27 protein-coding genes and 1 tRNA gene are annotated in these 19,689 nt (G+C 45.9%); 12 read left to right on the forward strand and 16 right to left on the reverse strand.

Annotated elements, in window-relative coordinates:
• Positions 1 to 44: 44 nt before the first annotated feature.
• Genes tolB through tolQ form a run of 4 tightly spaced genes read right to left on the reverse strand, consistent with a single transcriptional unit; the run spans position 45 to position 3,279 of the window.
• Positions 45 to 1,349: a Tol-Pal system beta propeller repeat protein TolB gene (gene tolB, locus DCO16_RS01355; RefSeq protein ID WP_173941996.1), complete on the reverse strand. Its 1,305-nt coding sequence runs from the start codon at positions 1,347 to 1,349 to the stop codon at positions 45 to 47.
• Between the two features lie 10 nt (positions 1,350 to 1,359).
• Positions 1,360 to 2,181, reverse strand: a complete 822-nt coding sequence (tolA, locus tag DCO16_RS01360) for a cell envelope integrity protein TolA (protein ID WP_173941997.1) — start codon at positions 2,179 to 2,181, stop codon at positions 1,360 to 1,362.
• A gap of 19 nt (positions 2,182 to 2,200) precedes the next feature.
• Positions 2,201 to 2,620: an ExbD/TolR family protein gene (locus DCO16_RS01365; RefSeq protein WP_173941998.1), complete on the reverse strand. Its 420-nt coding sequence runs from the start codon at positions 2,618 to 2,620 to the stop codon at positions 2,201 to 2,203.
• A 2-nt stretch (positions 2,621 to 2,622) separates the two neighbouring features.
• Positions 2,623 to 3,279 (reverse strand): protein TolQ, encoded by a 657-nt coding sequence (tolQ, locus tag DCO16_RS01370; RefSeq protein WP_173941999.1) that lies wholly within the window; start codon positions 3,277 to 3,279, stop codon positions 2,623 to 2,625.
• 65 nt (positions 3,280 to 3,344) lie between these two features.
• Between tolQ and glyA the strand changes: the two genes are divergently transcribed.
• Together glyA and nrdR are read left to right on the forward strand one after the other, a co-directional pair.
• Positions 3,345 to 4,589, forward strand: coding sequence for a serine hydroxymethyltransferase (gene glyA, locus DCO16_RS01375; protein WP_173942000.1), 1,245 nt, complete (start codon positions 3,345 to 3,347; stop codon positions 4,587 to 4,589).
• Positions 4,590 to 4,607: 18 nt separating this feature from the next.
• Entirely contained in the window at positions 4,608 to 5,054 is a 447-nt protein-coding gene (gene nrdR / locus DCO16_RS01380) for a transcriptional regulator NrdR (protein ID WP_173942001.1), read from the forward strand.
• A gap of 17 nt (positions 5,055 to 5,071) precedes the next feature.
• Here nrdR and DCO16_RS01385 read toward each other — a convergent pair whose 3' ends face one another.
• The 7 genes from DCO16_RS01385 to DCO16_RS01415 form a co-directional block, all read right to left on the reverse strand.
• Entirely contained in the window at positions 5,072 to 5,611 is a 540-nt protein-coding gene (locus DCO16_RS01385) for an HPP family protein (protein ID WP_254598066.1), read from the reverse strand.
• Between the two features lie 25 nt (positions 5,612 to 5,636).
• Positions 5,637 to 6,302 carry an adenylate kinase gene (gene adk / locus DCO16_RS01390; protein ID WP_173942002.1) on the reverse strand — a complete coding sequence of 222 codons (666 nt, stop codon included), beginning with the start codon at positions 6,300 to 6,302 and terminating at the stop codon, positions 5,637 to 5,639.
• Positions 6,303 to 6,403: 101 nt separating this feature from the next.
• Positions 6,404 to 7,162 carry a 3-deoxy-manno-octulosonate cytidylyltransferase gene (gene kdsB, locus DCO16_RS01395; RefSeq protein WP_173942003.1) on the reverse strand — a complete coding sequence of 253 codons (759 nt, stop codon included), beginning with the start codon at positions 7,160 to 7,162 and terminating at the stop codon, positions 6,404 to 6,406.
• 38 nt (positions 7,163 to 7,200) lie between these two features.
• Entirely contained in the window at positions 7,201 to 7,389 is a 189-nt protein-coding gene (locus DCO16_RS01400) for a Trm112 family protein (RefSeq protein WP_173942004.1), read from the reverse strand.
• Between the two features lie 10 nt (positions 7,390 to 7,399).
• Positions 7,400 to 8,491 carry a tetraacyldisaccharide 4'-kinase gene (gene lpxK, locus DCO16_RS01405; RefSeq protein WP_173942005.1) on the reverse strand — a complete coding sequence of 364 codons (1,092 nt, stop codon included), beginning with the start codon at positions 8,489 to 8,491 and terminating at the stop codon, positions 7,400 to 7,402.
• A 26-nt stretch (positions 8,492 to 8,517) separates the two neighbouring features.
• Positions 8,518 to 8,979, reverse strand: a complete 462-nt coding sequence (locus DCO16_RS01410) for an ExbD/TolR family protein (RefSeq protein WP_173942006.1) — start codon at positions 8,977 to 8,979, stop codon at positions 8,518 to 8,520.
• On the reverse strand, positions 8,976 to 9,617 hold the full coding sequence (locus DCO16_RS01415) for a MotA/TolQ/ExbB proton channel family protein (RefSeq protein ID WP_173942007.1): 642 nt from the start codon (positions 9,615 to 9,617) through the stop codon (positions 8,976 to 8,978). Before DCO16_RS01415 ends, DCO16_RS01410 begins: the two co-directional genes overlap by 4 nt.
• A 318-nt stretch (positions 9,618 to 9,935) precedes the next feature.
• Between DCO16_RS01415 and xseA the strand changes: the two genes are divergently transcribed.
• Positions 9,936 to 11,144 carry an exodeoxyribonuclease VII large subunit gene (xseA, locus tag DCO16_RS01420; protein WP_173942008.1) on the forward strand — a complete coding sequence of 403 codons (1,209 nt, stop codon included), beginning with the start codon at positions 9,936 to 9,938 and terminating at the stop codon, positions 11,142 to 11,144.
• Between the two features lie 28 nt (positions 11,145 to 11,172).
• Here xseA and DCO16_RS01425 read toward each other — a convergent pair whose 3' ends face one another.
• The 3 genes from DCO16_RS01425 to murB form a co-directional block, all read right to left on the reverse strand.
• Complete coding sequence (locus DCO16_RS01425; protein ID WP_173942009.1) at positions 11,173 to 11,592, reverse strand: type II toxin-antitoxin system HicB family antitoxin; 420 nt, start codon at positions 11,590 to 11,592, stop codon at positions 11,173 to 11,175.
• Positions 11,593 to 11,601: 9 nt separating this feature from the next.
• Positions 11,602 to 11,781, reverse strand: a complete 180-nt coding sequence (locus tag DCO16_RS01430; RefSeq protein ID WP_173942010.1) for a type II toxin-antitoxin system HicA family toxin — start codon at positions 11,779 to 11,781, stop codon at positions 11,602 to 11,604.
• 130 nt (positions 11,782 to 11,911) lie between these two features.
• Positions 11,912 to 12,952, reverse strand: a complete 1,041-nt coding sequence (gene murB / locus DCO16_RS01435; RefSeq protein ID WP_173942011.1) for a UDP-N-acetylmuramate dehydrogenase — start codon at positions 12,950 to 12,952, stop codon at positions 11,912 to 11,914.
• A gap of 109 nt (positions 12,953 to 13,061) precedes the next feature.
• Here murB and DCO16_RS01440 point away from each other — a divergent pair, with 109 nt between their 5' ends.
• The gene (locus DCO16_RS01440) at positions 13,062 to 13,547 is read left to right on the forward strand and encodes a YajQ family cyclic di-GMP-binding protein (protein WP_173942012.1); all 486 of its coding nucleotides are present in this window, start codon (positions 13,062 to 13,064) and stop codon (positions 13,545 to 13,547) included.
• Positions 13,548 to 13,661: 114 nt separating this feature from the next.
• Here DCO16_RS01440 and DCO16_RS01445 read toward each other — a convergent pair whose 3' ends face one another.
• Together DCO16_RS01445 and DCO16_RS01450 are read right to left on the reverse strand one after the other, a co-directional pair.
• Positions 13,662 to 14,843, reverse strand: a complete 1,182-nt coding sequence (locus DCO16_RS01445) for an ATP-binding protein (protein ID WP_173942013.1) — start codon at positions 14,841 to 14,843, stop codon at positions 13,662 to 13,664.
• A 144-nt stretch (positions 14,844 to 14,987) separates the two neighbouring features.
• A tRNA-Ser gene (locus DCO16_RS01450) sits at positions 14,988 to 15,077 on the reverse strand.
• Positions 15,078 to 15,155: 78 nt separating this feature from the next.
• Here DCO16_RS01450 and xerD point away from each other — a divergent pair.
• The 8 genes from xerD to folE all read left to right on the forward strand — a co-directional run bounded on the left by xerD (position 15,156) and on the right by folE (position 19,521).
• On the forward strand, positions 15,156 to 16,070 hold the full coding sequence (gene xerD, locus DCO16_RS01455) for a site-specific tyrosine recombinase XerD (protein WP_173942014.1): 915 nt from the start codon (positions 15,156 to 15,158) through the stop codon (positions 16,068 to 16,070).
• A 95-nt stretch (positions 16,071 to 16,165) separates the two neighbouring features.
• Positions 16,166 to 16,375 (forward strand): TA system antitoxin ParD family protein, encoded by a 210-nt coding sequence (locus tag DCO16_RS01460; protein WP_173942015.1) that lies wholly within the window; start codon positions 16,166 to 16,168, stop codon positions 16,373 to 16,375.
• A complete protein-coding gene (locus DCO16_RS01465) occupies positions 16,375 to 16,650 on the forward strand; it encodes a type II toxin-antitoxin system RelE/ParE family toxin (RefSeq protein WP_173942016.1) in 276 nt (91 codons plus the stop codon). The genes DCO16_RS01460 and DCO16_RS01465 overlap by 1 nt, the downstream gene beginning before the upstream one ends.
• Positions 16,651 to 16,717: 67 nt before the next feature.
• On the forward strand, positions 16,718 to 17,362 hold the full coding sequence (gene plsY / locus DCO16_RS01470) for a glycerol-3-phosphate 1-O-acyltransferase PlsY (RefSeq protein WP_173942017.1): 645 nt from the start codon (positions 16,718 to 16,720) through the stop codon (positions 17,360 to 17,362).
• On the forward strand, positions 17,362 to 17,733 hold the full coding sequence (locus DCO16_RS01475) for an MAPEG family protein (RefSeq protein ID WP_173942018.1): 372 nt from the start codon (positions 17,362 to 17,364) through the stop codon (positions 17,731 to 17,733). Before plsY ends, DCO16_RS01475 begins: the two co-directional genes overlap by 1 nt.
• Before the next feature lie 247 nt (positions 17,734 to 17,980).
• A complete protein-coding gene (locus DCO16_RS01480; protein ID WP_173942019.1) occupies positions 17,981 to 18,343 on the forward strand; it encodes a type II toxin-antitoxin system RelE/ParE family toxin in 363 nt (120 codons plus the stop codon).
• Positions 18,340 to 18,660, forward strand: a complete 321-nt coding sequence (locus DCO16_RS01485) for a helix-turn-helix domain-containing protein (RefSeq protein WP_173942020.1) — start codon at positions 18,340 to 18,342, stop codon at positions 18,658 to 18,660. The genes DCO16_RS01480 and DCO16_RS01485 overlap by 4 nt, the downstream gene beginning before the upstream one ends.
• Before the next feature lie 66 nt (positions 18,661 to 18,726).
• Positions 18,727 to 19,521 carry a GTP cyclohydrolase I gene (gene folE, locus DCO16_RS01490; RefSeq protein ID WP_173942021.1) on the forward strand — a complete coding sequence of 265 codons (795 nt, stop codon included), beginning with the start codon at positions 18,727 to 18,729 and terminating at the stop codon, positions 19,519 to 19,521.
• Positions 19,522 to 19,689: the final 168 nt, after the last annotated feature.

Consider the following 19,689-nt stretch of genomic DNA (forward strand, 5'->3'; position numbering starts at 1 on the left):
CATGCTACGGCATCAGTATTTCAATATTGGGCTAGTCAAGAGACTTAGTCCATAAAAGGACCCCAAGAGGGCTGACGCACATCAGAACCAGGAATACTGAGCACTTGCTTTGAGTTTCCATCTACTGAAACCGCTGCCAAGACCCGTTTGCCGCCGACCTTCGTTGAGTAAAGGACATAACGACCATTTGCCGCAAATGAGGGGGATTCGTCACTACTGCTATTGGTTAGGGCTTGGGTATCTCCTGTAGCGAGATTGAGAATGTGCAAACGAAATGCACCACCAATATTGGCGATATACGCTAAATACTTCCCATCTGGTGAGATGCGGGGTGAAGTCACAAAACCTTGCTTGAAGGTAATGCGCTTAGCACCTTCCACTTGTTCGCCTTCAGCGCTCATGCGATAAATCTGTGGACTACCGCCACGATCACTCGTGAAATAAATATAGCGGTTATCCGCTGAGTACTGCGGCTCAGTATCAATTGTCTGCCCACGTGTGAGGCGAGTTAATCCAGTGCCATCCGCGTTAATGCTGTAGACCTGAGTGTTGCCATCTTTCGATAGTGAGATAGCTAATTTTTTACCATCCCCTGACCAGGCTGGCGCACTGTTATTGCCTTTTTGATTGGACAAAGGCGTGCGCCGACCCGTAGCAAGCTCATGCACATAAATGACCGGCTTACGATCTTCGAAAGATACATACGCTACTTTTTTGCCATCGGGTGACCACGAAGGAGAGATGATGGGCTCACCACTACTCATTGCCGTGCGAATATTTTGACCATCTGCATCGGAGATGACCAGGCGATAACGTTTACCTTCTTTAATCACGTAGGATAGCCGTGTAGAAAAGATGCCACGTTCCCCTAACAATTTCAGAATGATGTCATCAGCGATCTTGTGAGCAACGGCGCGTAAGTTATCGGCACTAGAATTGAGATTAAGGCCACCTAAGCTCAGAGATTTGCGCACATCAAACAATTTGTATTGAATCTCAAACTGCGTAGGACCTGTTTGAACAACCGAGCCAACAACCAGGGCATCTGCACCCCGTGCAGCCCAAGCTTTGTAGTTTGGGGTGTCCTCAACGCTCTCGCTAGCATTACCATTTTCTGTGTTTTTAAAGTAGCCACTGCGCGCTAGATCTTGACGAATAATATCGGTCACACCAATCGGTAATTTCGCTTCATCTTTGAAGCGGATCACGGCGATCGGGTAAAGCGACTGCCCTACGCCAGTGATTTCAATACTCATTTGTGCTTGGCTCGGTAGGCTCATCATGCCTAGGCCTAGAGCTAAAAACATGAGTGCAGACTTGATGACAGAGCGGGCGATAGTTTTGGTCATGTCTATTAATTTACTTTGGTTTGAGTTTGAGTTCAGGCGTTAGTGTCGGGAATGCGCCATTATCGTCTTTAGGAAGGCTTTGAGTGGCATCTATTGCACTTAAGACTGCCTGATCCCAAGCGCTGTCACCGCTACCGGAAGTAATGACCCTCGTGAGAATGGCGCCATCGGGGGCTAGCTTTACTTGAATCACAGTTTGTTTATTGCCCTTAAAGGAATCCGCATTAAAGGTGATGTTGGCTCGTACCTTTTTAATGACCTTATCACTCCAACCAGGAGGAGCATTACCTCCTGCACCCACGCCACTGCCAACAGAGCCGCCCGTACCGCCATCGGTAGCGGCGAGTCCTCTTAAGCTCGCAATATTGGCCTCACGTCTTTTATCAGCCTCCGCATTTGCTTTGATTTGCGCTGGGGTCAGCGCAGCTGGCTTAGGCGCCTCGACTTTTTTGGGCTCTTCTTTTTTCTTCTCAGGGGGAGGAGGTGGAAGTGCTTTTACTGGCTTTGGTGTTTCTTTAGGAATTTCTTTTACAACTTCTTTCTTGGGAGGTTCTTTTTCAACTGGCTTTTTCTTGATGGCAATATCAGCTGCCCCTTCTTTCATTTCTACTTTAACTTCTGGTGCAACCGGAGTTTGAATTTGTGGTGTGGAATCCCAAAGCTCGACTTCAACACCAGAAGGTGTGCTGTTATTCCAGCTAATGCCAATCACCAGAAAAGCAACTAAACCTAAGTGCGCTGCTAAGGAGTACGTAAAAGCTTTTTTTGTACCCCCTCTTTTTGTCTGCCGACCTCTTGATGAGGATGAGGACCAGGTTTGCGCGCTATTCATCAATGTAATGCAAAGAGGCTTACTGAGTCTTGACGGCAAGGCCAACGCGCTTAACACCGTTTTCTTTAAGTTTGGACATGACGTCCATTACCACTTCGTACTTAATCGATTTATCGGCGGCTAATACTACGGGTTGTTCAGCAGATTTTTCAGCTTGGGTGCGGGCAAAGCTTCCCAACTCAAATTTATTAAGGGTTTGAGTAGGTTCACCATCCTTACGCACAATCACATTTTCATTGGCATCAATCGTTAAAAATACGGGGGGTAAAGTTTGCACCTTTGCACCGCCTACCGTCGGTAAATTAACAACCCCAGGATTCACCATAGGTGCTGTCGCCATAAAGATGATGAGTAGCACCAGCATCACATCGATGTAAGGCACTACATTAATATCGGATATCGCCCGACGCTTGGAAGATCTTCTCAGAGAGTCGGCCATGCCTATTTACTCAGACCTTGGCGTTGCAAGATGTTAGTGAATTCTTCGATGAAGGTTTCAAAACGAATAGCTAAGCGATCGACATCCGTAGCGGCTCGGTTATAGGCAACCACCGCCGGGATCGCCGCAAAAAGGCCAATTGCAGTGGCGATCAATGCCTCAGCAATACCTGGGGCAACCGCAGCTAAGGTAGCATTTTGGACATTAGCCAGACCACGGAATGCATGCATGATCCCCCAGACGGTGCCAAAGAGGCCAATATAAGGGGATACAGAGCCAACCGATGCTAGGAAAGGCAGGTTGGCCTCAAGTAGGTCCATCTCGCGCTGGTAGGTCGCTTTCATGGCACGACGGGCAGCATCGATTTCGCGGACTTTGATGAACTCCTCCATGCCGGCTTCGAAAATGTGTTCCAAAACAGCATTACTGCGATTATTGCGTTTGGATGCACCTAAAAGCGTATTGAGGTCACCACCAGACCAAAAATCTCGCTCAAAACGCTCTGTATCTCGTCGCACGCTGCGTAATACCGCCGTTTTCTTGAAAATAATCGTCCATGAGGCTACGGAGAGTCCGATTAATAACAACATTACCAACTGTACTAATAGGCTGGCATTGAGGATGAGAGAGAGAAATGAGAGGTCTTGAGTAGGGGTCATGGTGGATTTTTGTATGATGTAGGTTGATTTTACTTAAGCAATCCAACTTCATCAGGATTATGACCATGTTTGACCGCCAAAACACCTTAGCCAAAACCGACCCTGAATTATGGGCATCCATTCAGAATGAGAATAAACGCCAAGAAGACCATATTGAGCTGATTGCTTCTGAGAACTACACCTCTCCGGCAGTAATGCAAGCCCAGGGCTCCCAGTTGACCAATAAGTACGCCGAGGGTTATCCAGGTAAGCGTTATTACGGGGGTTGTGAGTTCGTAGACGTTGCTGAGCAATTGGCGATTGATCGGGTGAAAGTCTTATTTGGTGCTGAGGCAGCAAACGTACAGCCCCATTGCGGTGCTTCTGCAAACCAGGCAGTGTTCTTGGCTTTTCTAAAGCCTGGAGATACCTTTATGGGCATGAGTTTGGCTGAGGGCGGTCATTTGACCCATGGCATGGCCTTGAATATGAGCGGTAAGTGGTTTAACCCTATCGCGTATGGCTTGGATAAAAACGAAGAGATTGATTACGAGCAAATGGAGCGTTTAGCTCGTGAACACAAGCCAAAACTCATTATTGCTGGCGCCTCTGCTTACTCTAGAAGAATCGATTTTGAGCGCATCGGTAAACTGGCCAAAGAAGTGGGCGCAATCTTTTTGGTGGATATGGCCCATTACGCTGGCTTGATTGCTGCGGGCGTTTATCCCAATCCTATCCCGCATGCTGATGTCGTGACATCCACTACCCATAAAGGTTTGCGCGGCCCACGTGGCGGTATTATTTTGATGAAGGCGGAACACGAAAAGGCTATTAACTCGGCAATCTTTCCTGGCTTGCAAGGCGGCCCGTTGATGCATGTGATTGCCGCTAAGGCGACTGCTTTTAAAGAGGCATTAGAACCTAGCTTTATCGATTATCAAAAACAAGTGATTGCCAATGCAAAAGCGTTAGCGGAAACACTCATCGAGCGAGGACTACGCATTGTTTCAGGTGGGACAGATTCTCATGTGATGTTGGTGGATTTACGTGCCAAGAAAATGACCGGTAAAGAGGCTGAGCGGATCTTAGGCGAGGCGCATATTACTTGTAATAAAAATGGCATTCCAAACGATCCAGAAAAACCCATGGTGACAAGCGGAATTCGTTTGGGTTCACCTGCTATGACTACCCGCGGCTTTAAAGAAGCTGAGGCGAGACAGGTTGGTCATTTTATTGCAGACGTATTAGATAACCCTACGGATGCCAATAATATTGCTAAGGTTCGTGAGCAAGTGTCTGAACTTACTAAGCGCTTTCCGGTATACGGCTAAAGATTAAGAAAGAATAGATTGCGCTGCCCCTTTTGCCATAACGACGATACCCAAGTTCTTGATACACGGGTATCGGATGAGGGTGACACGATCCGTCGTCGGCGTCGGTGCGCTAAGTGCGATAAGCGTTTTACTACCTATGAGCGTGTAGAGTTAGTGCTACCAGCGATTGTCAAAAAGAATGGCAGTCGCGTGGAATACAGCCACGATAAATTGGCTAGTTCAATCAAATTGGCTTTGCGTAAGCGCCCAGTGTCATCTGATTTAGTAGATGAGTCGATTGGACGTATTGAAGAAAAACTCTTGAGCTTAGGTGAAAAAGAAATCGCTAGCGAGCGGGTTGGCGAACTGGTCATGCGTGAACTCAAGCGCTTAGACAAGGTAGCCTACATTCGGTTTGCTTCTGTCTATAGAAGCTTTGCCGACATTGAATCTTTTGAAAGTGCCCTTAAAGAGCTGAAGTAGTCCACACTCTCTGTGCATTAATGAGCGGATGTTGGGGGACGGTTGGGATATCTCTTGCCAGTCAGGTTGTTATAGATTGCTCCGGCAACAATCAAAAGCACTGAGTCCACCAGTACGGGGAACAGTGCAAAGCGATAGTGCAGTATTTGCCCCGAGATGACGATTAATGCCACTGCGGCTGCAGGGGGATGAAGGCAGCGTAGACAAAACATTCCCAAAATAGATAAAGCTACTCCTGCCGGCATGCTGATGAAGGGCTCACTGACGAAATGATTTAATGTGATGCCCACTACAGCAGAAATGCTGTTACCCCCAATGACTGCCCAGGGCTGAGCCATAGGGCTTTGAGGGATGGCAAATACGAGTAGTGCGCTGGCACCTAGCGAGGCAATAAGCCATTCATTAGTGCCGTTCAGATCACCGAGATATTTGGCAAGCACCAACACCAGCGCTAAACCGATCAGCGCTCCAAATGCAGAGCGCAATTTTTCTTGCCAAGAAACTTGCGCTTGATCACCCCCGAAGTAAAACGCACAACGCTTAAAAGCATTTTTCACTTCAGCTGGTATGGTTCAGAGGAGTTTAGGAAAGGCAGGCGAAAATGGATTTTGTAATGTCATCCACACTACCAGTTCCACTGACCTTGCGATAGGCTGGAGCCTTTACTTGATTAGCTGTATGCGCTGCTGCGGCCCAGCTTGAATAGTATTCAACTAAAGGACGCGTTTGATCGTTATAAACCTGCAAACGTTTGCGCACGGTTTCTTCTTTGTCATCGTCACGCTGAATCAGTGCTTCACCAGTGACATCATCTTTGCCTTCGACCATCGGCGGATTAAACGTGATGTGATAGGTACGGCCTGAAGCAGGATGAACACGGCGACCACTCATGCGATCAATGATTGCCTCAAACGGCACATCAATTTCCAAAACATAATCAATGGGTACACCAGCATCTTTCATGGCTTGTGCTTGTGGGATAGTTCTTGGAAAACCGTCAAACAAATACCCTTTGCTGCAATCAGGTTGAGTTAAGCGATCTTTAACCAAGCCAATGATGATGTCATCAGAAACAAGACCACCTGCATCCATGATCTTCTTAGCAGCAACACCTAACGCTGTTCCTGCTTTTACTGCGGCACGCAACATATCGCCTGTAGAGATTTGTGGAATAACAAACTTTTCGCAAATAAATTGGGCTTGAGTACCTTTACCAGCACCTGGTGCACCGAGCAGAATTAAGCGCATGAATTTCCCCTTAGAAGATTTTTATTCTCTCGCATTACTGCGGACTTCTTTGAATATGATTGCTAGGATTATCCCTGAGAAGGTGGCTACTCGACAATTAACTAGCCATTTGCCAGAAATTGACGCACTCGCTCGAGGTCATCCGGGGTGTCCACCCCAGCAGGCGGAGCCTGGGTGGTGGTGTGAACCGCAATACGATAGCCATTCCAGAGGGCGCGTAACTGTTCTAGGGCTTCTGCTTGCTCAGGTGGGGCTGGTTCAAGGCGGGTATAGGCCTGTAAAAAATCTGCTCGATAAGCGTAAATACCTAGATGGCGTAGATGATGCGTATGGGCTTGAGTATTGCTATCCCGTACAAAAGGAATGGGTGCTCTAGAGAAATACATAGCTTCACCAGATCGATTGAGGACTACTTTCACCACATTCGGGTTGGTGATCTCAGTAACATCGGTAATAGGGGTTGCTACAGTAGATATCGCACAATCAGCATGATGCGCTAGCGTCAGAGCGACTTGATTAATGAGCTCTGGTGGAATGAGGGGTTCATCTCCCTGAACATTGACGACCAAAGTATCTGCCGAAAGTTTTAACAGTCGCGCAACTTCTGCGATGCGATCTGTGCCTGTTGGATGATCTGGGCTTGTCATGAGGCACTCAATACGATGTGCATCACAAGCTGCCTGAATTTCAGGAGAATCCGTAGCTACCACAACGCTGTGTGCTAAAGATTGCTGGGCGCGCTCTGCCACCCAAATAACCATAGGCTTACCAACAATGTCAGCGAGGGGTTTGCGAGGCAGACGAGTAGATCCCAATCTTGCCGGAATAACAACTAAAAACTCTGGGGACTGAAGACTCATTTAGCTAGCAATAAGAGAGGGAAATAAACGAAACAACTTCATTTCAATGCGCTGAGCTCATCAGCAGTAATGCTACGTGCCTCATCAACTAGCATGACTGGGATGTCATTACGAATAGGATATGCCAAGTGATCTGCCTTGCAAATTAATTCATTATTTTCCCCATCCCAATGCAAAGCACTTTTGCATAAAGGGCAGACTAAGATATTGAGTAAGCGCTTATCCATGTAGATTCTTTTATAAAGTGTATTGATGAGGATCGGGTCTTTGCAAAATCGACTGCAACCACTCCGCTAAATTATGTGGAATTCTGAGATGCATGGGTACCACCCAAATACGCTCATCCTTAATTAAGGAACATTTTACGGCATCCTTCTCGGTAATGAGAATGCACTTCGCATCTATAGAGGAAAAGAATTCCGTTGTGAAGGTGTTATGGTCAGGTAAGGCGATGCCTTGCGCGCCAATGCCATGTCTTAGCAAGTCATCAAAAAATCGCTGGGGATTGCCAATGGCTGCTACAGCAGTCATTTGGTCTGGTGTGAAAGCTTGCGCAATCGACTCAAGAGATTGGGTATTTTCGCTATTGATGAGTTGATAAGGGGTACCCAGTTCACTATGTAAAGTAAAGGCACGGCGCCCAAGTAGATATTCATCCACCGATGATGGTGTTGATTGGCCGCCTGTGATTAAGGTGGCATCTCTTTCGCGGCTTGCAGGTTCCCGTAAGGGGCCGGCTGGGATTAAAAAGCCATTACCTTCACCTCTCTGATCCCGCACGACGAACTCCACATCGCGACCCCCTTCACGCGCCGGCCAACGTGCCAAGCCACTGTGCTGCAAACCATCATCACTGATGATGACGTTGACTGTCGGGTTTTGTTTGAGTAGGGCTGCAATGCTTTTACTTCGTTTGGGATAGACCCATAACGGAAATTGATAGCGTGTACGCTTTACAATCAGGACGGGTTCATCACCTACCAGTGCTGGATCTGAATCGGCATGAACCTGAGTGGGTACAAGGAGTGTGCCTGCACCGTAGCCCCTACTGATAATGCCTGGCTGCCAACCTGCTTGTGCTAAAGACTCGGCTAAGGCAATGACAATCGGTGTTTTGCCAGTCCCCCCTACACGAATGTTGCCCACAATAATGACGGGTATCCGTCGCGATGTTTTATTTGAAATACCTAAGTCATCTATGAGTTTGCGCGCGCGGATTAAAAGTCCATAAATCCAAGATAGTGGCCACAGTAAAAAACTGATTGGCCCACGCCGCTCCCAAAACTTGGGTGCCTTGCGAAAGAAAGCGGAGTCTGTAAATAAGGCCATGGCTAGCTTACGCGCACTCTTTATTCTTATTTTTTGTTTTGACTACTAAAGACAATATTGGATAAACCCGCATCACGCGCTGCCTCTAAGGCGCTCATCACTGCTTGATGGGGTGCCCTTGCATCAGCGTCGATATGGATTTGTAGTTCTTTACCTGTAGAGCTTGTATTACGTGCCATGAGTGCTATCAGTACACTGTTGATTTGTGAGCGCTCAGTAACCTTGCCGTTAATTGCAAAACGCCCATCTCGACTCACTGCAATATGAATTTGCCCACTTTCTGTTTGGCTTTGCGAGCCATTGGCAGTGGGCAGGGTGATGGCTAATTCTTGATAGCGTGTGAAGGTCGTAGAGATCATTAAGAAGATGAGTACGACTAAGAGTACATCTATAAAAGGAATTAAATTGATTTCAGGTTCTGCAGGCGAAGATAGCTTTCCTAAGGAAAATCTTCTTGCTGAATGCAGATTGCCCTTAAGCCAACTCATGGTGCCTCTGCAGATTGAGGGTAAAGCTTTTTAAAGAGCTGTCGAGTAAATTCTTCGCATTCATGTTGACGTTGATTTGCCATGGCCCGTAAGCCACGCCAAGCAGCTAATGCGGGTATGGCAATGAGTAGGCCGAAGGCGGTGTTGTACAGCGCTATAGAAATGCCATGAGCGAGTTGTTGCGGGTTACCCGCTCCCCCATCGATCACACCTTGACTTCCAAAGATTTCAATCATGCCGACGACCGTACCAAAGAGGCCTAAGAGCGGCGCTACGGTAGCAATAGTGGCAAGGGCACCTAAATAACGCTCTAGCTTGAGCCAAGTGGTTTGTGCAATGGCCTGAATCTCTTCAAAGGCGATTGCTGCAGAACTGCCACTCTTTTTCTCACGTAGTAGGCCTGAAAACAGAGGGCCCATGGGGGAAAGTTGGGCAAGGGCAGTAATATCCGCCTCAGATACGGTTTTTCCCGCCGTAAGCTGATCTCCGAGGCTAAATGCAGCCTCAAGTGCGCCTTTGGGAAATAGATGAATTCGGCGCAAATACCAAGCACGCTCCAAAATGATGGCCAGACCAATAATGGAGATAAAAAGAAGGGGCCAAATGGGCCAGCCGGCTGATAGTAAGATTGAATACATAAGCTAGGTACTTTAGCTCAATTGGAAACCAGTTTTCTGAAAGTTACCCTGTGGATAACTCTGTGCAAAACTTTTAGGAGCTAGGTCTGTAAGCCCTTGATTGACCGTTAATCGGGAGCTCATTTGCTGGTCTAGCTCAAAAAGTGCTTTAAAAATAGCCTATATTAATCAATGACTTATAAATATAATGTAGTACTTGTAGGGGGCAATGGGTAAGTAACTACTTACTTTTTGGTATTAAACCAAGGGCAAATCTGTTCCTGTGGATATTTATTGGTCGCAAAGCCATATGGCTATATAGAAAAAGAGAAAAAATAGTTGGAAATATCAAGGGAAATTCTGAGTGTTGGCGATCTGAACCGCGCCATTGCGAGCTCCTTAGAGGAGCGCTTCGATATCGTTTGGGTTAGCGGGGAGATTTCTAACTTCAAGGCTTATGACAGTGGACATTGGTACTTCTCCCTCAAGGACGAAGAAGGGCAAATTCGTAGTGTGATGTTTCGGGGGCGCAATAGCCAGGTTGGTTTCCTGCCCCAATCTGGGGATTTAGTAGAAGTCAGTGCCAGTCTAGGAATGTATGTACCTAGGGGCGATATTCAACTTACCATCCAGACGCTCAGACGGGCGGGTATGGGAGGTCTTTACGAAGCCTTCTTAAAACTCAAGGCCAAGCTGGCTAAAGCGGGTTTATTTGATGCAGAGCGCAAACAAGAAATACCCACCCACCCCAGATCGATTGGCATTATTACTTCACCCCAAGCCGCGGCATTAAAAGATGTGTTGAGTACCTTGGCGAGACGAGCTCCCCATATTCCGATTGTGATTTACCCCACCTTGGTTCAGGGGACTGATGCACCTAGAGGAATCATTGCTGCACTTCACGCCGCTGAAAAAGAGCAGGCTGTGGATGTGATTTTATTGGTGAGGGGTGGCGGCAGTATTGAAGATTTGTGGGCCTTTAATGATGAGCAGTTGGCTTATGCCATCGCGCAGTCTCCCATTCCGGTAGTGAGTGGTGTCGGCCATGAAACCGATACGACGATTGCAGATTTTGTTGCAGACCTCAGAGCACCCACTCCAACAGGTGCTGCGGAATTAGCAGCACCACGTAAAGACCAGCTATTACAAGAGCTTGCAGCAATTGAGCAAGCCCTCTTGCAAAGAGTCACTCAGCGCGTAGAGCGCGAGGCTCAAACTTTAGATCAGCTTGCCTTGCGATTAAGCCATGCATTGCCGAACCCAGAGCGGATGCGTGAACAAATACGCCACTGGCAACAACGACTCAATCAGGCTTGGATAGTGCGAGTCGATTCATGGAAAAGAACGCAAAGCCACCAGCAACAACAATTAGAAATGCTCAATCCACAACGCACATTGGAGCGGGGTTATGCCGTTGTACTAAATACTAAAGAAGGTATTCACGCAGTGCGCAAGCCTAAGGAGCTGTGTCTGAATATAGATTTTGAAATTCGCTTAGCTGAGGGGGTAGCGAGCGTACAGTTTGCAACAATCACACCCGAGAAATGATATAGATTAAGACAAACTTATTTAAAGTCTATGCTGCAACTGTCACTTCAATGTGGTAACCGAGTACATTCGCAGCAGCCTCAATCTGATCAAACTTAGACGCATGTTTTAGATCAAATAATCTATCGATTTGGGGCATGTGCCATCCCAAACGGCGGGCTAACTCTGTTTTTTTAATGCCTTCATCCATCATAGCTTGATACACCCCTAACTTTGCCGATTCTAGTGCGGATGGAGAAATGAGTTTTTGACCTCGTTTTGCTTTGCTGGGTTTGGGCAATGCTTTACGTGCATCTACATAAAAAGATAAGCCCGTTTCAAGGGCATCCACAGCGTTATTAAGGGCTTCTACCTCATTTTTCCCAAAAGTAATTGCTTCGGGGATGTCTTTAAATGTTACCAAGACATGACGACCATCTTTTGTGAGTGTTACTGGAAATTTAAACATATCCCCCCTTTATTTCAAGCCAAGTTGGCGTTTTATTGCAGATTCAAGACCCTTACCAAGCTCAGTTGTTCCATGCATTGGAAGAGTAGATTTCCGACCATTTAAAAGTACTTTTAGGTGAGAGCCCTTTCCAGGGAGAAAAATTGCACCCTGTTGCTCAAGCCATTTTTTCATTTCTTTTGAATTCATGTATATATTAACATATCTGTTGTGTTTCTGAGAATCGCAATTAAATGGATCTCATATTTTTTGACATGAAATATTATCTCGGAGTGCAATACCCATCCTGACAAAACAGTTGGGCGGGCTTATTCAGCCTTTAAAGGATGCTGGGCTCAATCGTTAACTGCACACCAAATTTTTCCTTTACCTGATACTGAATCAGGCTGGCGAGTTCGAGAATATCGGCAGCGCTAGCTCCACCATGATTGACTAATACGAGTGCCTGTTTCTCATAGACACCAACAGGCCCGATCTGCTTACCTTTGAATCCACACTGATCTATCAGCCAACCTGCTGCGAGCTTTCGTTTGCCCATTGCATCTGCATAAGACACTAAGTCTGGAAACTGTGCGATGAGTGCAGCATGTTGTTCTTGTGCTACTACGGGGTTATGGAAAAAACTTCCGGCATTACCAATGACCTTAGGGTCAGGCAATTTTTGCATTCGAATCTTACATACTGCAGTAAAGATTTGCTCAGCATTTAGCTTAGATTCTTGATCTGCAAAATACTTTGCTAAGTCAGCATAGTGAATGCGTGCTTGCCAGGCTTTGGGTATTTGAAAGACCACCTTCGTCACGATAAAGCGCGTAGGGTGTTGTTTCAAGTAACTATCGCGATAGGCAAACTGGCAGGCCTCTTGAGAGAGCGTAACAAAGGCTTGGGCCACAGAATCAAAAGCTTCGATATGGTCGATGTATTGACCTACCTCAACCCCATAGGCCCCAATATTCTGAATCGGGGCAGCACCTACTGTGCCGGGAATGAGTGCCAAGTTTTCAAGACCAGGTAAATCCTGCTCTAGTGTCCAGGCTACCAGTTCATGCCAATTAACTCCTGCCCCCACTGCGAGTAGTGTGTTCTTTTCATCGGCATGAATAATTTCTTGGCCACTAATATTCATGAGTAGGGTGGCGCCATCCAGCTGCTTTGGCAGAATGACATTGCTGCCACCACCAAGCACTCTCCATGTACGTTTTTGCTCTTCTAGCGTTCTTATAAGGCTAGGGAGTTGATCGCTAGCAGTAATCTCATAAGCCGACTCAGCCATACAATCCAAACCCAGAGTATTGCGATGCTTGAGACCCATAGGAGCGGTTAATTTTGCTGGTGGGGGCGCATTTTTAGCGGAGTTCATGCCACAATCTTATTCGTGTTCGGGTTTACCGTGACAATTTGCTGAAAAACTAGAAAGCCATTGTATAAAAATGACATTTTTAGGAGCTAGATTATTTAAGGAGTAAGAAATGCCCTCATTTGATGTTGTATGCGAACCAGAAATGGTTGAATTGAAAAATGCCCTCGAGCAATCCAATAAAGAGATTTCAACGCGCTTTGACTTTAAAGGCTCAGATTCGCGGGTTGAGCTTAAGGATGAGACTTTGCTTGTCTATGCAGATGATGAGTTCAAATTAGGTCAAGTGCGTGATGTGTTATTCAGCAAAATGGCCAAGCGTAATGTGGATGTGCGCTATCTCAAGGATGACAAGACTGAGACCATTGGTAGTGATAAGCGTAAGCAGACCATGAAGATTCAGAAGGGAATTAATCAAGAGCTGTCTAAGAAAGTCGTACGCATTCTGAAAGACAGCAAGATTAAAGTGCAGGCTAGTATTCAGGGCGATGCAGTACGGGTAACCGGTGCCAAGCGAGATGATTTGCAAGAAGCGATGGCTTTGCTTCGCAAGGATGTTACTGAGGCACCACTGGGCTTTAATAACTTTAGAGATTAATTGGCAGTAGGTTTGTGTATATCCTACTTTAAAGAGTATTTAAATAGCCCTTAGCTGCATATTTTAATGATGAAGTCTATCTTTATAGACTTTAAGTAAGCAACCCACTCTCTTTTATTGTGGCTCTGGAAGCGTGCGTTTCATATAGTCCGCAAAGAGCGGAACAGTAAAGGCAGTATCACCATGTGCAGGGCTATAAATCATTCCCTTTGAAATTAATGATTGGCGCAAAGGCCCTAATTGCACAACACCTTTTTTCATGACAGCTGCAATATCTCCTGATCGAGGGGTTGCGCTATCAATCTCCGCCATGGCACGGAGATAATTTTTCTCCATCGGTGTGCAACGATCAAATCTCACTCGAAAAAAACTGGCATCTAATTGCGTGATGGCTAAAGCAGTTGCTAATATGGAATCATCTTGATTGATCGGACTTTCTTTTGCTACGGCCCAACAATGACTTCCCCATTCTTGTAAAAAGTAAGGGTAGCCTTGGGTTTGTTTTAGAACTTCTGCAAGTGCCTCTGGTGTGAAGTCCACGCCATGCTCCTTGACTGGTCTCGCCAGTGCCTCTGTTGCAGCTTCAATGGGCAGAGCACCAATCACTGGAAAATTGAATAATCTTTCCGCATATGATTTTGCTCGACCAACATTTCCAACTAATTGGGGTAGGCCGGCACCTACTAAAGCCACCGGCAATTGATTTTGAGCACAAGCATGTAATGCTGAAATTAGTGCTGCTAATTGGTTTTCAGGGACATATTGCAATTCATCAATCAAGATAACAATAGCCGTGCTCTTTTCCTTAGCCGCTTTTCCAATCGCTTGTAATAGTTCTGTGAGGTCATAATCCAAATCACCTGAGTCAGCAGCGCCTTGCTCAATACCTAAATCAAATCCAAATTCCATGCCTTCATATTTGATTTTGGCCGTTTTGATAAAACTCCCCAACACTTTTACTGCCCTCGATAAGGCATCGCCTACACCTACAACTCGATCTAGTTTCAGTAAGGCGGCTCTTAGGCTGGGAGTGATCATGGCTGGTAAGTTTCGCCCCTCAGGCGCTTCAAATTGAACGCAAATTAAGCCTTCTGCCTCCGCATCATTCTTTAGGCGATTAAGCAGCACCGTTTTACCTACGCCACGTAGTCCAACCATCAACACACTTTTCCCAGATAAGCCTTTGCGGATTCTGTGAAGGGCGATGGAGACATCTTCCATAATCTGTTCCCGACCGGCCAATTCAGGGGGTGGCGTTCCAGCACCGGGAGAAAAAGGATTTTCGCGTGGATTCATAATTTATAGAGAGTTTATGTGAGTTTATGTATTTTACATAAACTCACATAAACTACTTATAATTCAGGAATAGTCAGTATATTTATCCGAGTATTTAGATCTGCTGAGTTCTTTTTGAGGGCTAATCTCGGAGTGGCGAGAATTTGGCGGAAGCGGTGAGATTCGAACTCACGATAGAGTTTCCCCTATGCCTGCTTAGTAGGCAGGTGCCATCGGCCACTCGGCCACGCTTCCATGGGTGTAGAGTTTACAGGGACTCTTTTCTTGACATCCTCTTTTCTAAAACTGCCCAGCTAGGTTAGCATCAGTCTTATGAGTCATAACGCCATCTCACCCACTAGTATCGACGCCATCGAGCGCTTTTGCGATGCGTGTTGGTTAGAGGATGGTTTGGCGCAAAACAGCTTAGCCGCCTATCGCCGCGATCTCCTGCTGTTAGCCCAGTGGCTTTTTCAAAATGCTGGGCTTGATTTGTACTCCGTCGGCGAAAAAGAGCTGACGTCTTACATTGCCCATAAAAGGGCGGATAAAGCCACTACGGCTAATCGTCGCCTCACCGTGTTCAAACGTTTTTATCGTCATGCTCTACGCATTAATTTAGTGAAGAGTGATCCCTGCATTGGCTTACGTGCTGCTAAGCAGGCCTTACGCTTTCCTAAGACCTTAAGTGAAGATCAGGTCACCGCCTTACTCAATGCGCCTGATATAGAAACACCTCTAGGCTTACGTGATCGCACCATGCTGGAGCTGATGTACGCCAGTGGCTTACGCGTTTCTGAAATCGTCGCCTTAAAGACAGTCGCCTTAGGTTTGAATGAAGGCATTGTCCGAGTTGTGAACGGCAAGGGCGGAAAAGAGCGTTTAGTGCCCTTTGGGGGTGAAGCAGGTCAGTGGTTGCGTCGTTATTTAGCGGATGCCAGAACACCCTTGTTAGAAGGTAAAAGTGCAGAGGCTGTATTTATTGGCCGCCACACCGGCACCGGCTTAAGCAGGCAAGCTTTTTGGGCGCTGATTAAACGCTACGCCACGATCGCAAACATTCCAGTAGCTTTATCCCCACATACCTTGCGACATGCTTTTGCTACCCATTTACTCAACCATGGCGCCGACTTAAGAGTGGTGCAGCTGCTTTTAGGGCATGCGGACATCTCTACGACCCAGATCTACACCCATGTCGCGAGAGAGCGCCTTAAATCTATTCATCAGCAACATCACCCTCGGGGGTAACTTAATTGGGTGCGCCATAAAATGGTGTTTCAAGTTTAAAAGGTTCCATTAAGGACCATAATGGAGTATTATGGCGAAAAGTAAGGGAGTGACCAATGGCTGTTAATGTGAAATTACCTGAGATGCTTGTCGATCAAGCCAAACGCTACGGCCAAGCTGAGCATCGCTCAGTACCTAAGCAAATTGAGCATTGGTCAATGATTGGAAGAATAGCCGAAGAAAATCCTGACCTTCCCTTCTCTTTAATCCGCGACATTTTGCTAGCCGATCAAGAAGCGCTTGTAGGCGAGTACGTTTTTAGTTAATGCGCTTGCTTGTCACGCCGACCTTTGTGAGGGTCACGAAGAAATTGCATTCATCACAAAAAGTAGATCTAGAAATAGCACTGCGCGCGATAGAGGCGCAGCCTGAGCTAGGTAGTGCAAAGACTGGTGACTTAATGGGTATTCGGGTTTACAAATTTAAATTAACAGGCCAACTTTGCTTGCTAGCCTATCGTATATTGGATGAGAGCAGCCTTAAATTACTGACCTTTGGACCACATGAAAATTTCTATCGAGACCTTAAACGTTTTGATTAGTGGATTCGACACTACCCATTTCATTGACCCACAAATCACGATCGAGATAAGTGTTTAAGATAGCACCATGGATAGCAACCTTTATCTACTACTCATTCCCATTGCTTATTTGATTGGCTCTATTTCCTTTGCGGTGGTGGTGAGTAAGTGCATGCGTTTGCCAGATCCGCATTCTTATGGCTCTGGTAATCCTGGTGCTACGAACGTACTAAGAACAGGCAATAAATCAGCGGCGGTGCTGACTTTACTGGGTGACGCACTAAAGGGTTTTATTGCAGTGACCTTAGCACGCATGATTTTAGGTGATCAGTCTTTAACTGCAACCTTCGGTTCATGGGTTTTATGTGGTGTAGTGATCGCAGTTTTCTTGGGACATCTGTTCCCCATTTTTCATGGATTTAAAGGTGGTAAGGGTGTAGCTACCGCCTGCGGAATTTTATTTGGCATTCATTGGATCTTGGGTTTAGCGACTTTAGCAACATGGTTGATAGTTGCAAAGGCGACTAAATATTCTTCTTTAGCAGCATTAGCCGCTGCTGCATTTGGCCCACTCTATTTTGTTTTTGTCTTTGGCCTACAGCCTATGGGTATTGCCTTGCTAGTCGTATGCTTATTGTTAGTTTGGCGCCATCGGGGCAATATCCGTAACTTAATGAATGGTACTGAAAGCCGAATTGGCGCTAACAGCAGTTCTAAAAAGAAGGTGCCGTAATGACAATCGCTTATGCCTGTGTCTTATTCATGGGTTTATTTCCTTATGTGGCAGCAGGAATTGCTAAAAAAGGCTTTGATCATTACGACAATAGCGACCCAAGACAGTGGCTTGCTAAACAAACTGGATTTCGGGCGCGTGCTAATGCAGCCCAAGCTAACCTTTTTGAATCCCTACCTTTATTCTTTGCCGCAGTCATCATTGCGAGTATGCAAAATGTGACACAGTCAACGCTTGATATTTTGGCGCTTGGTTTTGTCGTAGCGCGGGTTGCTTTTTTGATTTGTTACATTGCAGATTGGTCTACTACTAGATCAATTGTGTGGCTAGCCGGATTAGTTTGCGTGGTAGCGATCTTTTTTCAGATTTAAGATTATAAATTTCCGCTTCAGGCGAACATAATGCGTGAATAAATAGGCATTATTTGGTTTAACAAGAATCTTGACAAGTCCTAGAGCACTTCTTGTATTAGTGGGAACCTCCGCCTCAAAAAGGAAATGGCTACGATACTTTTGAAATACTAGGCCTTCTTGAAGTTTGCCTGCACAGTTAACTCACTAAAGAATCCTTAAGGAGTTTGGGGGATTTAATTTATACCCATATTGGTATAATATAGGGATGATTAGCTCCTTAAAACCGCTTTATTGGCTCGGTTCTTCAAAAAAAGATTTAATGGCTTTGCCAGAAGATGTAAAAGATGTTTTTGGGTATGCTCTGCATTTATCTCAATGCGGTAAGAAGCATGCGCAAGCAAAACCTTTAAAGGGTTTTAATGGAGCAAGTGTCCTAGAGGTTGTTGAGGATCACTTAGGAAATACGTACAGAGCGGTGTATACCGTTAAAGTGGCTAATGCGGTGTATGTATTGCACTGTTTTCAAAAGAAATCAACTTTTGGTATACAGACCCCTAAGCCAGATATGGATCTTATTGCTGAGCGACTGAAAATAGCTCAGCAACATGCGAAAGGAAGTTGCAAATGAATCAAGTTGAAATGAGTGGCGGCAATATCTATGCTGATCTTGGCGATCCTCAAGCGGAAGAGATGCTGGTTAAATCTCGGCTGGCTTATAAGATTGGCGAAATCATCAAGCATCGCCATTTAACTCAGACTGATGCCGCACATCTTTTGGGGCTGACTCAACCTAAGCTGTCAGGGCTCTTAAGAGGTCAGTTTAGAGGTATTAGCGAAGCAAAAATGCTTGATTGTCTTAATCGTCTGGGGCGGGATGTAGATATTGTGATTCGCAAACGCTCACGTTCTCAGGTTAGCGGTCACACTAGTGTGGTCTTTGCGTAATTATTTGTAAGATTTTTATACTCATCATGACACCCTTGCAAGTTACTTTTTTCATCCTTAGAACTTATGCCCATTAAAAAACATGTTGTGAAGAAGCTGGCAACCAAGTCAGCAACTAAGGTGGTGGCTAAAAAAGCTACACCTAAGAAATCATCCCCCAAAAAAGATCAGCAGACTATTGATGCTGGCACACCTTTATCTGTCGTGATTCGTCGCCGTATTCAGGCGCAAAAGGCGCGCTTTCATGCCAATGACAATATCTCTCAATTTATTCAACCCGGTGAATTAGATCGTCTGGTCGATGAGGTCGCAGAAAAGATGCAAGCTGTATTGGAGAGTTTGGTGATTGATACCCAGAGTGATCACAATACCCAAGCTACCAGTCGTCGTGTGGCGAAGATGTATGTGCAGGAAGTGTTTAATGGTCGCTATGTAGAGCAACCTACCTTAACCAAATTTCCTAATGTCAGTCGCTTAAATGAGCTCATGATTATTGGCCCTATTACAGTTCGTAGTGCGTGCTCACATCATTTTTGTCCGATCATGGGCCGGATCTGGATTGGGGTATTACCCAGCAAAGCATCTGCACTGATTGGTTTATCTAAATACTCGCGTCTGACTGAGTGGGTGATGTGTAGACCCCAAATCCAAGAAGAAGCCGTAGTGGAATTAGCTGATATGCTCGAAAAGAAAATCAAACCGATTGGGGTAGCGATCGTGATGGATGCGGATCACTTTTGTATGCAGTGGCGGGGTGTTAAAGACCGGGATTCAAAGATGGTGAACAGCGTGATGCGTGGCGCCTTCTTGAAAGATTCCAATTTGCGCAGAGAGTTTTTAGCTCTGCTAGAAAAGCGCTAGTAAAGACTCGATACAAAAATGGGGAAGTCAGTCGTTCAGACAAAAGGCAAAATAGTCGCAAGCATCAGTAGTGTTTTGCTGGTGCTTGTCCTCACCCTTTTCCTTGTCCTTACGCTCTCTGCTTGCTCCCTATATCCAGACAAAAACAAAGATCCTGCTAAAAATAAT

Origin of the sequence: Polynucleobacter antarcticus (genome assembly GCF_013307245.1) — a bacterium.
Lineage (GTDB): Bacteria > Pseudomonadota > Gammaproteobacteria > Burkholderiales > Burkholderiaceae > Polynucleobacter > Polynucleobacter antarcticus.

What these genes read in the sequence shown, in the direction of transcription:
- tolB (WP_173941996.1), bottom strand. Translation starts at nt 1,349, where the DNA reads ATGACCAAAACTATCGCCCGCTCTGTCATCAAGTCTGCACTCATGTTT.
- DCO16_RS01475 (WP_173942018.1), top strand. Translation starts at nt 17,362, where the DNA reads ATGACAATCGCTTATGCCTGTGTCTTATTCATGGGTTTATTTCCTTAT.
- glyA (WP_173942000.1), top strand. Translation starts at nt 3,345, where the DNA reads ATGTTTGACCGCCAAAACACCTTAGCCAAAACCGACCCTGAATTATGG.
- DCO16_RS01415 (WP_173942007.1), bottom strand. Translation starts at nt 9,617, where the DNA reads ATGTATTCAATCTTACTATCAGCCGGCTGGCCCATTTGGCCCCTTCTT.
- DCO16_RS01445 (WP_173942013.1), bottom strand. Translation starts at nt 14,843, where the DNA reads ATGAATCCACGCGAAAATCCTTTTTCTCCCGGTGCTGGAACGCCACCC.
- DCO16_RS01485 (WP_173942020.1), top strand. Translation starts at nt 18,340, where the DNA reads ATGAATCAAGTTGAAATGAGTGGCGGCAATATCTATGCTGATCTTGGC.
- DCO16_RS01440 (WP_173942012.1), top strand. Translation starts at nt 13,062, where the DNA reads ATGCCCTCATTTGATGTTGTATGCGAACCAGAAATGGTTGAATTGAAA.
- DCO16_RS01410 (WP_173942006.1), bottom strand. Translation starts at nt 8,979, where the DNA reads ATGAGTTGGCTTAAGGGCAATCTGCATTCAGCAAGAAGATTTTCCTTA.
- DCO16_RS01480 (WP_173942019.1), top strand. Translation starts at nt 17,981, where the DNA reads ATGATTAGCTCCTTAAAACCGCTTTATTGGCTCGGTTCTTCAAAAAAA.
- kdsB (WP_173942003.1), bottom strand. Translation starts at nt 7,162, where the DNA reads ATGAGTCTTCAGTCCCCAGAGTTTTTAGTTGTTATTCCGGCAAGATTG.
- DCO16_RS01365 (WP_173941998.1), bottom strand. Translation starts at nt 2,620, where the DNA reads ATGGCCGACTCTCTGAGAAGATCTTCCAAGCGTCGGGCGATATCCGAT.
- lpxK (WP_173942005.1), bottom strand. Translation starts at nt 8,491, where the DNA reads ATGGCCTTATTTACAGACTCCGCTTTCTTTCGCAAGGCACCCAAGTTT.
- DCO16_RS01400 (WP_173942004.1), bottom strand. Translation starts at nt 7,389, where the DNA reads ATGGATAAGCGCTTACTCAATATCTTAGTCTGCCCTTTATGCAAAAGT.
- murB (WP_173942011.1), bottom strand. Translation starts at nt 12,952, where the DNA reads ATGAACTCCGCTAAAAATGCGCCCCCACCAGCAAAATTAACCGCTCCT.
- tolQ (WP_173941999.1), bottom strand. Translation starts at nt 3,279, where the DNA reads ATGACCCCTACTCAAGACCTCTCATTTCTCTCTCTCATCCTCAATGCC.
- tolA (WP_173941997.1), bottom strand. Translation starts at nt 2,181, where the DNA reads ATGAATAGCGCGCAAACCTGGTCCTCATCCTCATCAAGAGGTCGGCAG.
- DCO16_RS01460 (WP_173942015.1), top strand. Translation starts at nt 16,166, where the DNA reads ATGGCTGTTAATGTGAAATTACCTGAGATGCTTGTCGATCAAGCCAAA.
- DCO16_RS01425 (WP_173942009.1), bottom strand. Translation starts at nt 11,592, where the DNA reads ATGTTTAAATTTCCAGTAACACTCACAAAAGATGGTCGTCATGTCTTG.
- plsY (WP_173942017.1), top strand. Translation starts at nt 16,718, where the DNA reads ATGGATAGCAACCTTTATCTACTACTCATTCCCATTGCTTATTTGATT.
- DCO16_RS01430 (WP_173942010.1), bottom strand. Translation starts at nt 11,781, where the DNA reads ATGAATTCAAAAGAAATGAAAAAATGGCTTGAGCAACAGGGTGCAATT.
- DCO16_RS01465 (WP_173942016.1), top strand. Translation starts at nt 16,375, where the DNA reads ATGCGCTTGCTTGTCACGCCGACCTTTGTGAGGGTCACGAAGAAATTG.
- adk (WP_173942002.1), bottom strand. Translation starts at nt 6,302, where the DNA reads ATGCGCTTAATTCTGCTCGGTGCACCAGGTGCTGGTAAAGGTACTCAA.
- folE (WP_173942021.1), top strand. Translation starts at nt 18,727, where the DNA reads ATGCCCATTAAAAAACATGTTGTGAAGAAGCTGGCAACCAAGTCAGCA.
- xerD (WP_173942014.1), top strand. Translation starts at nt 15,156, where the DNA reads ATGAGTCATAACGCCATCTCACCCACTAGTATCGACGCCATCGAGCGC.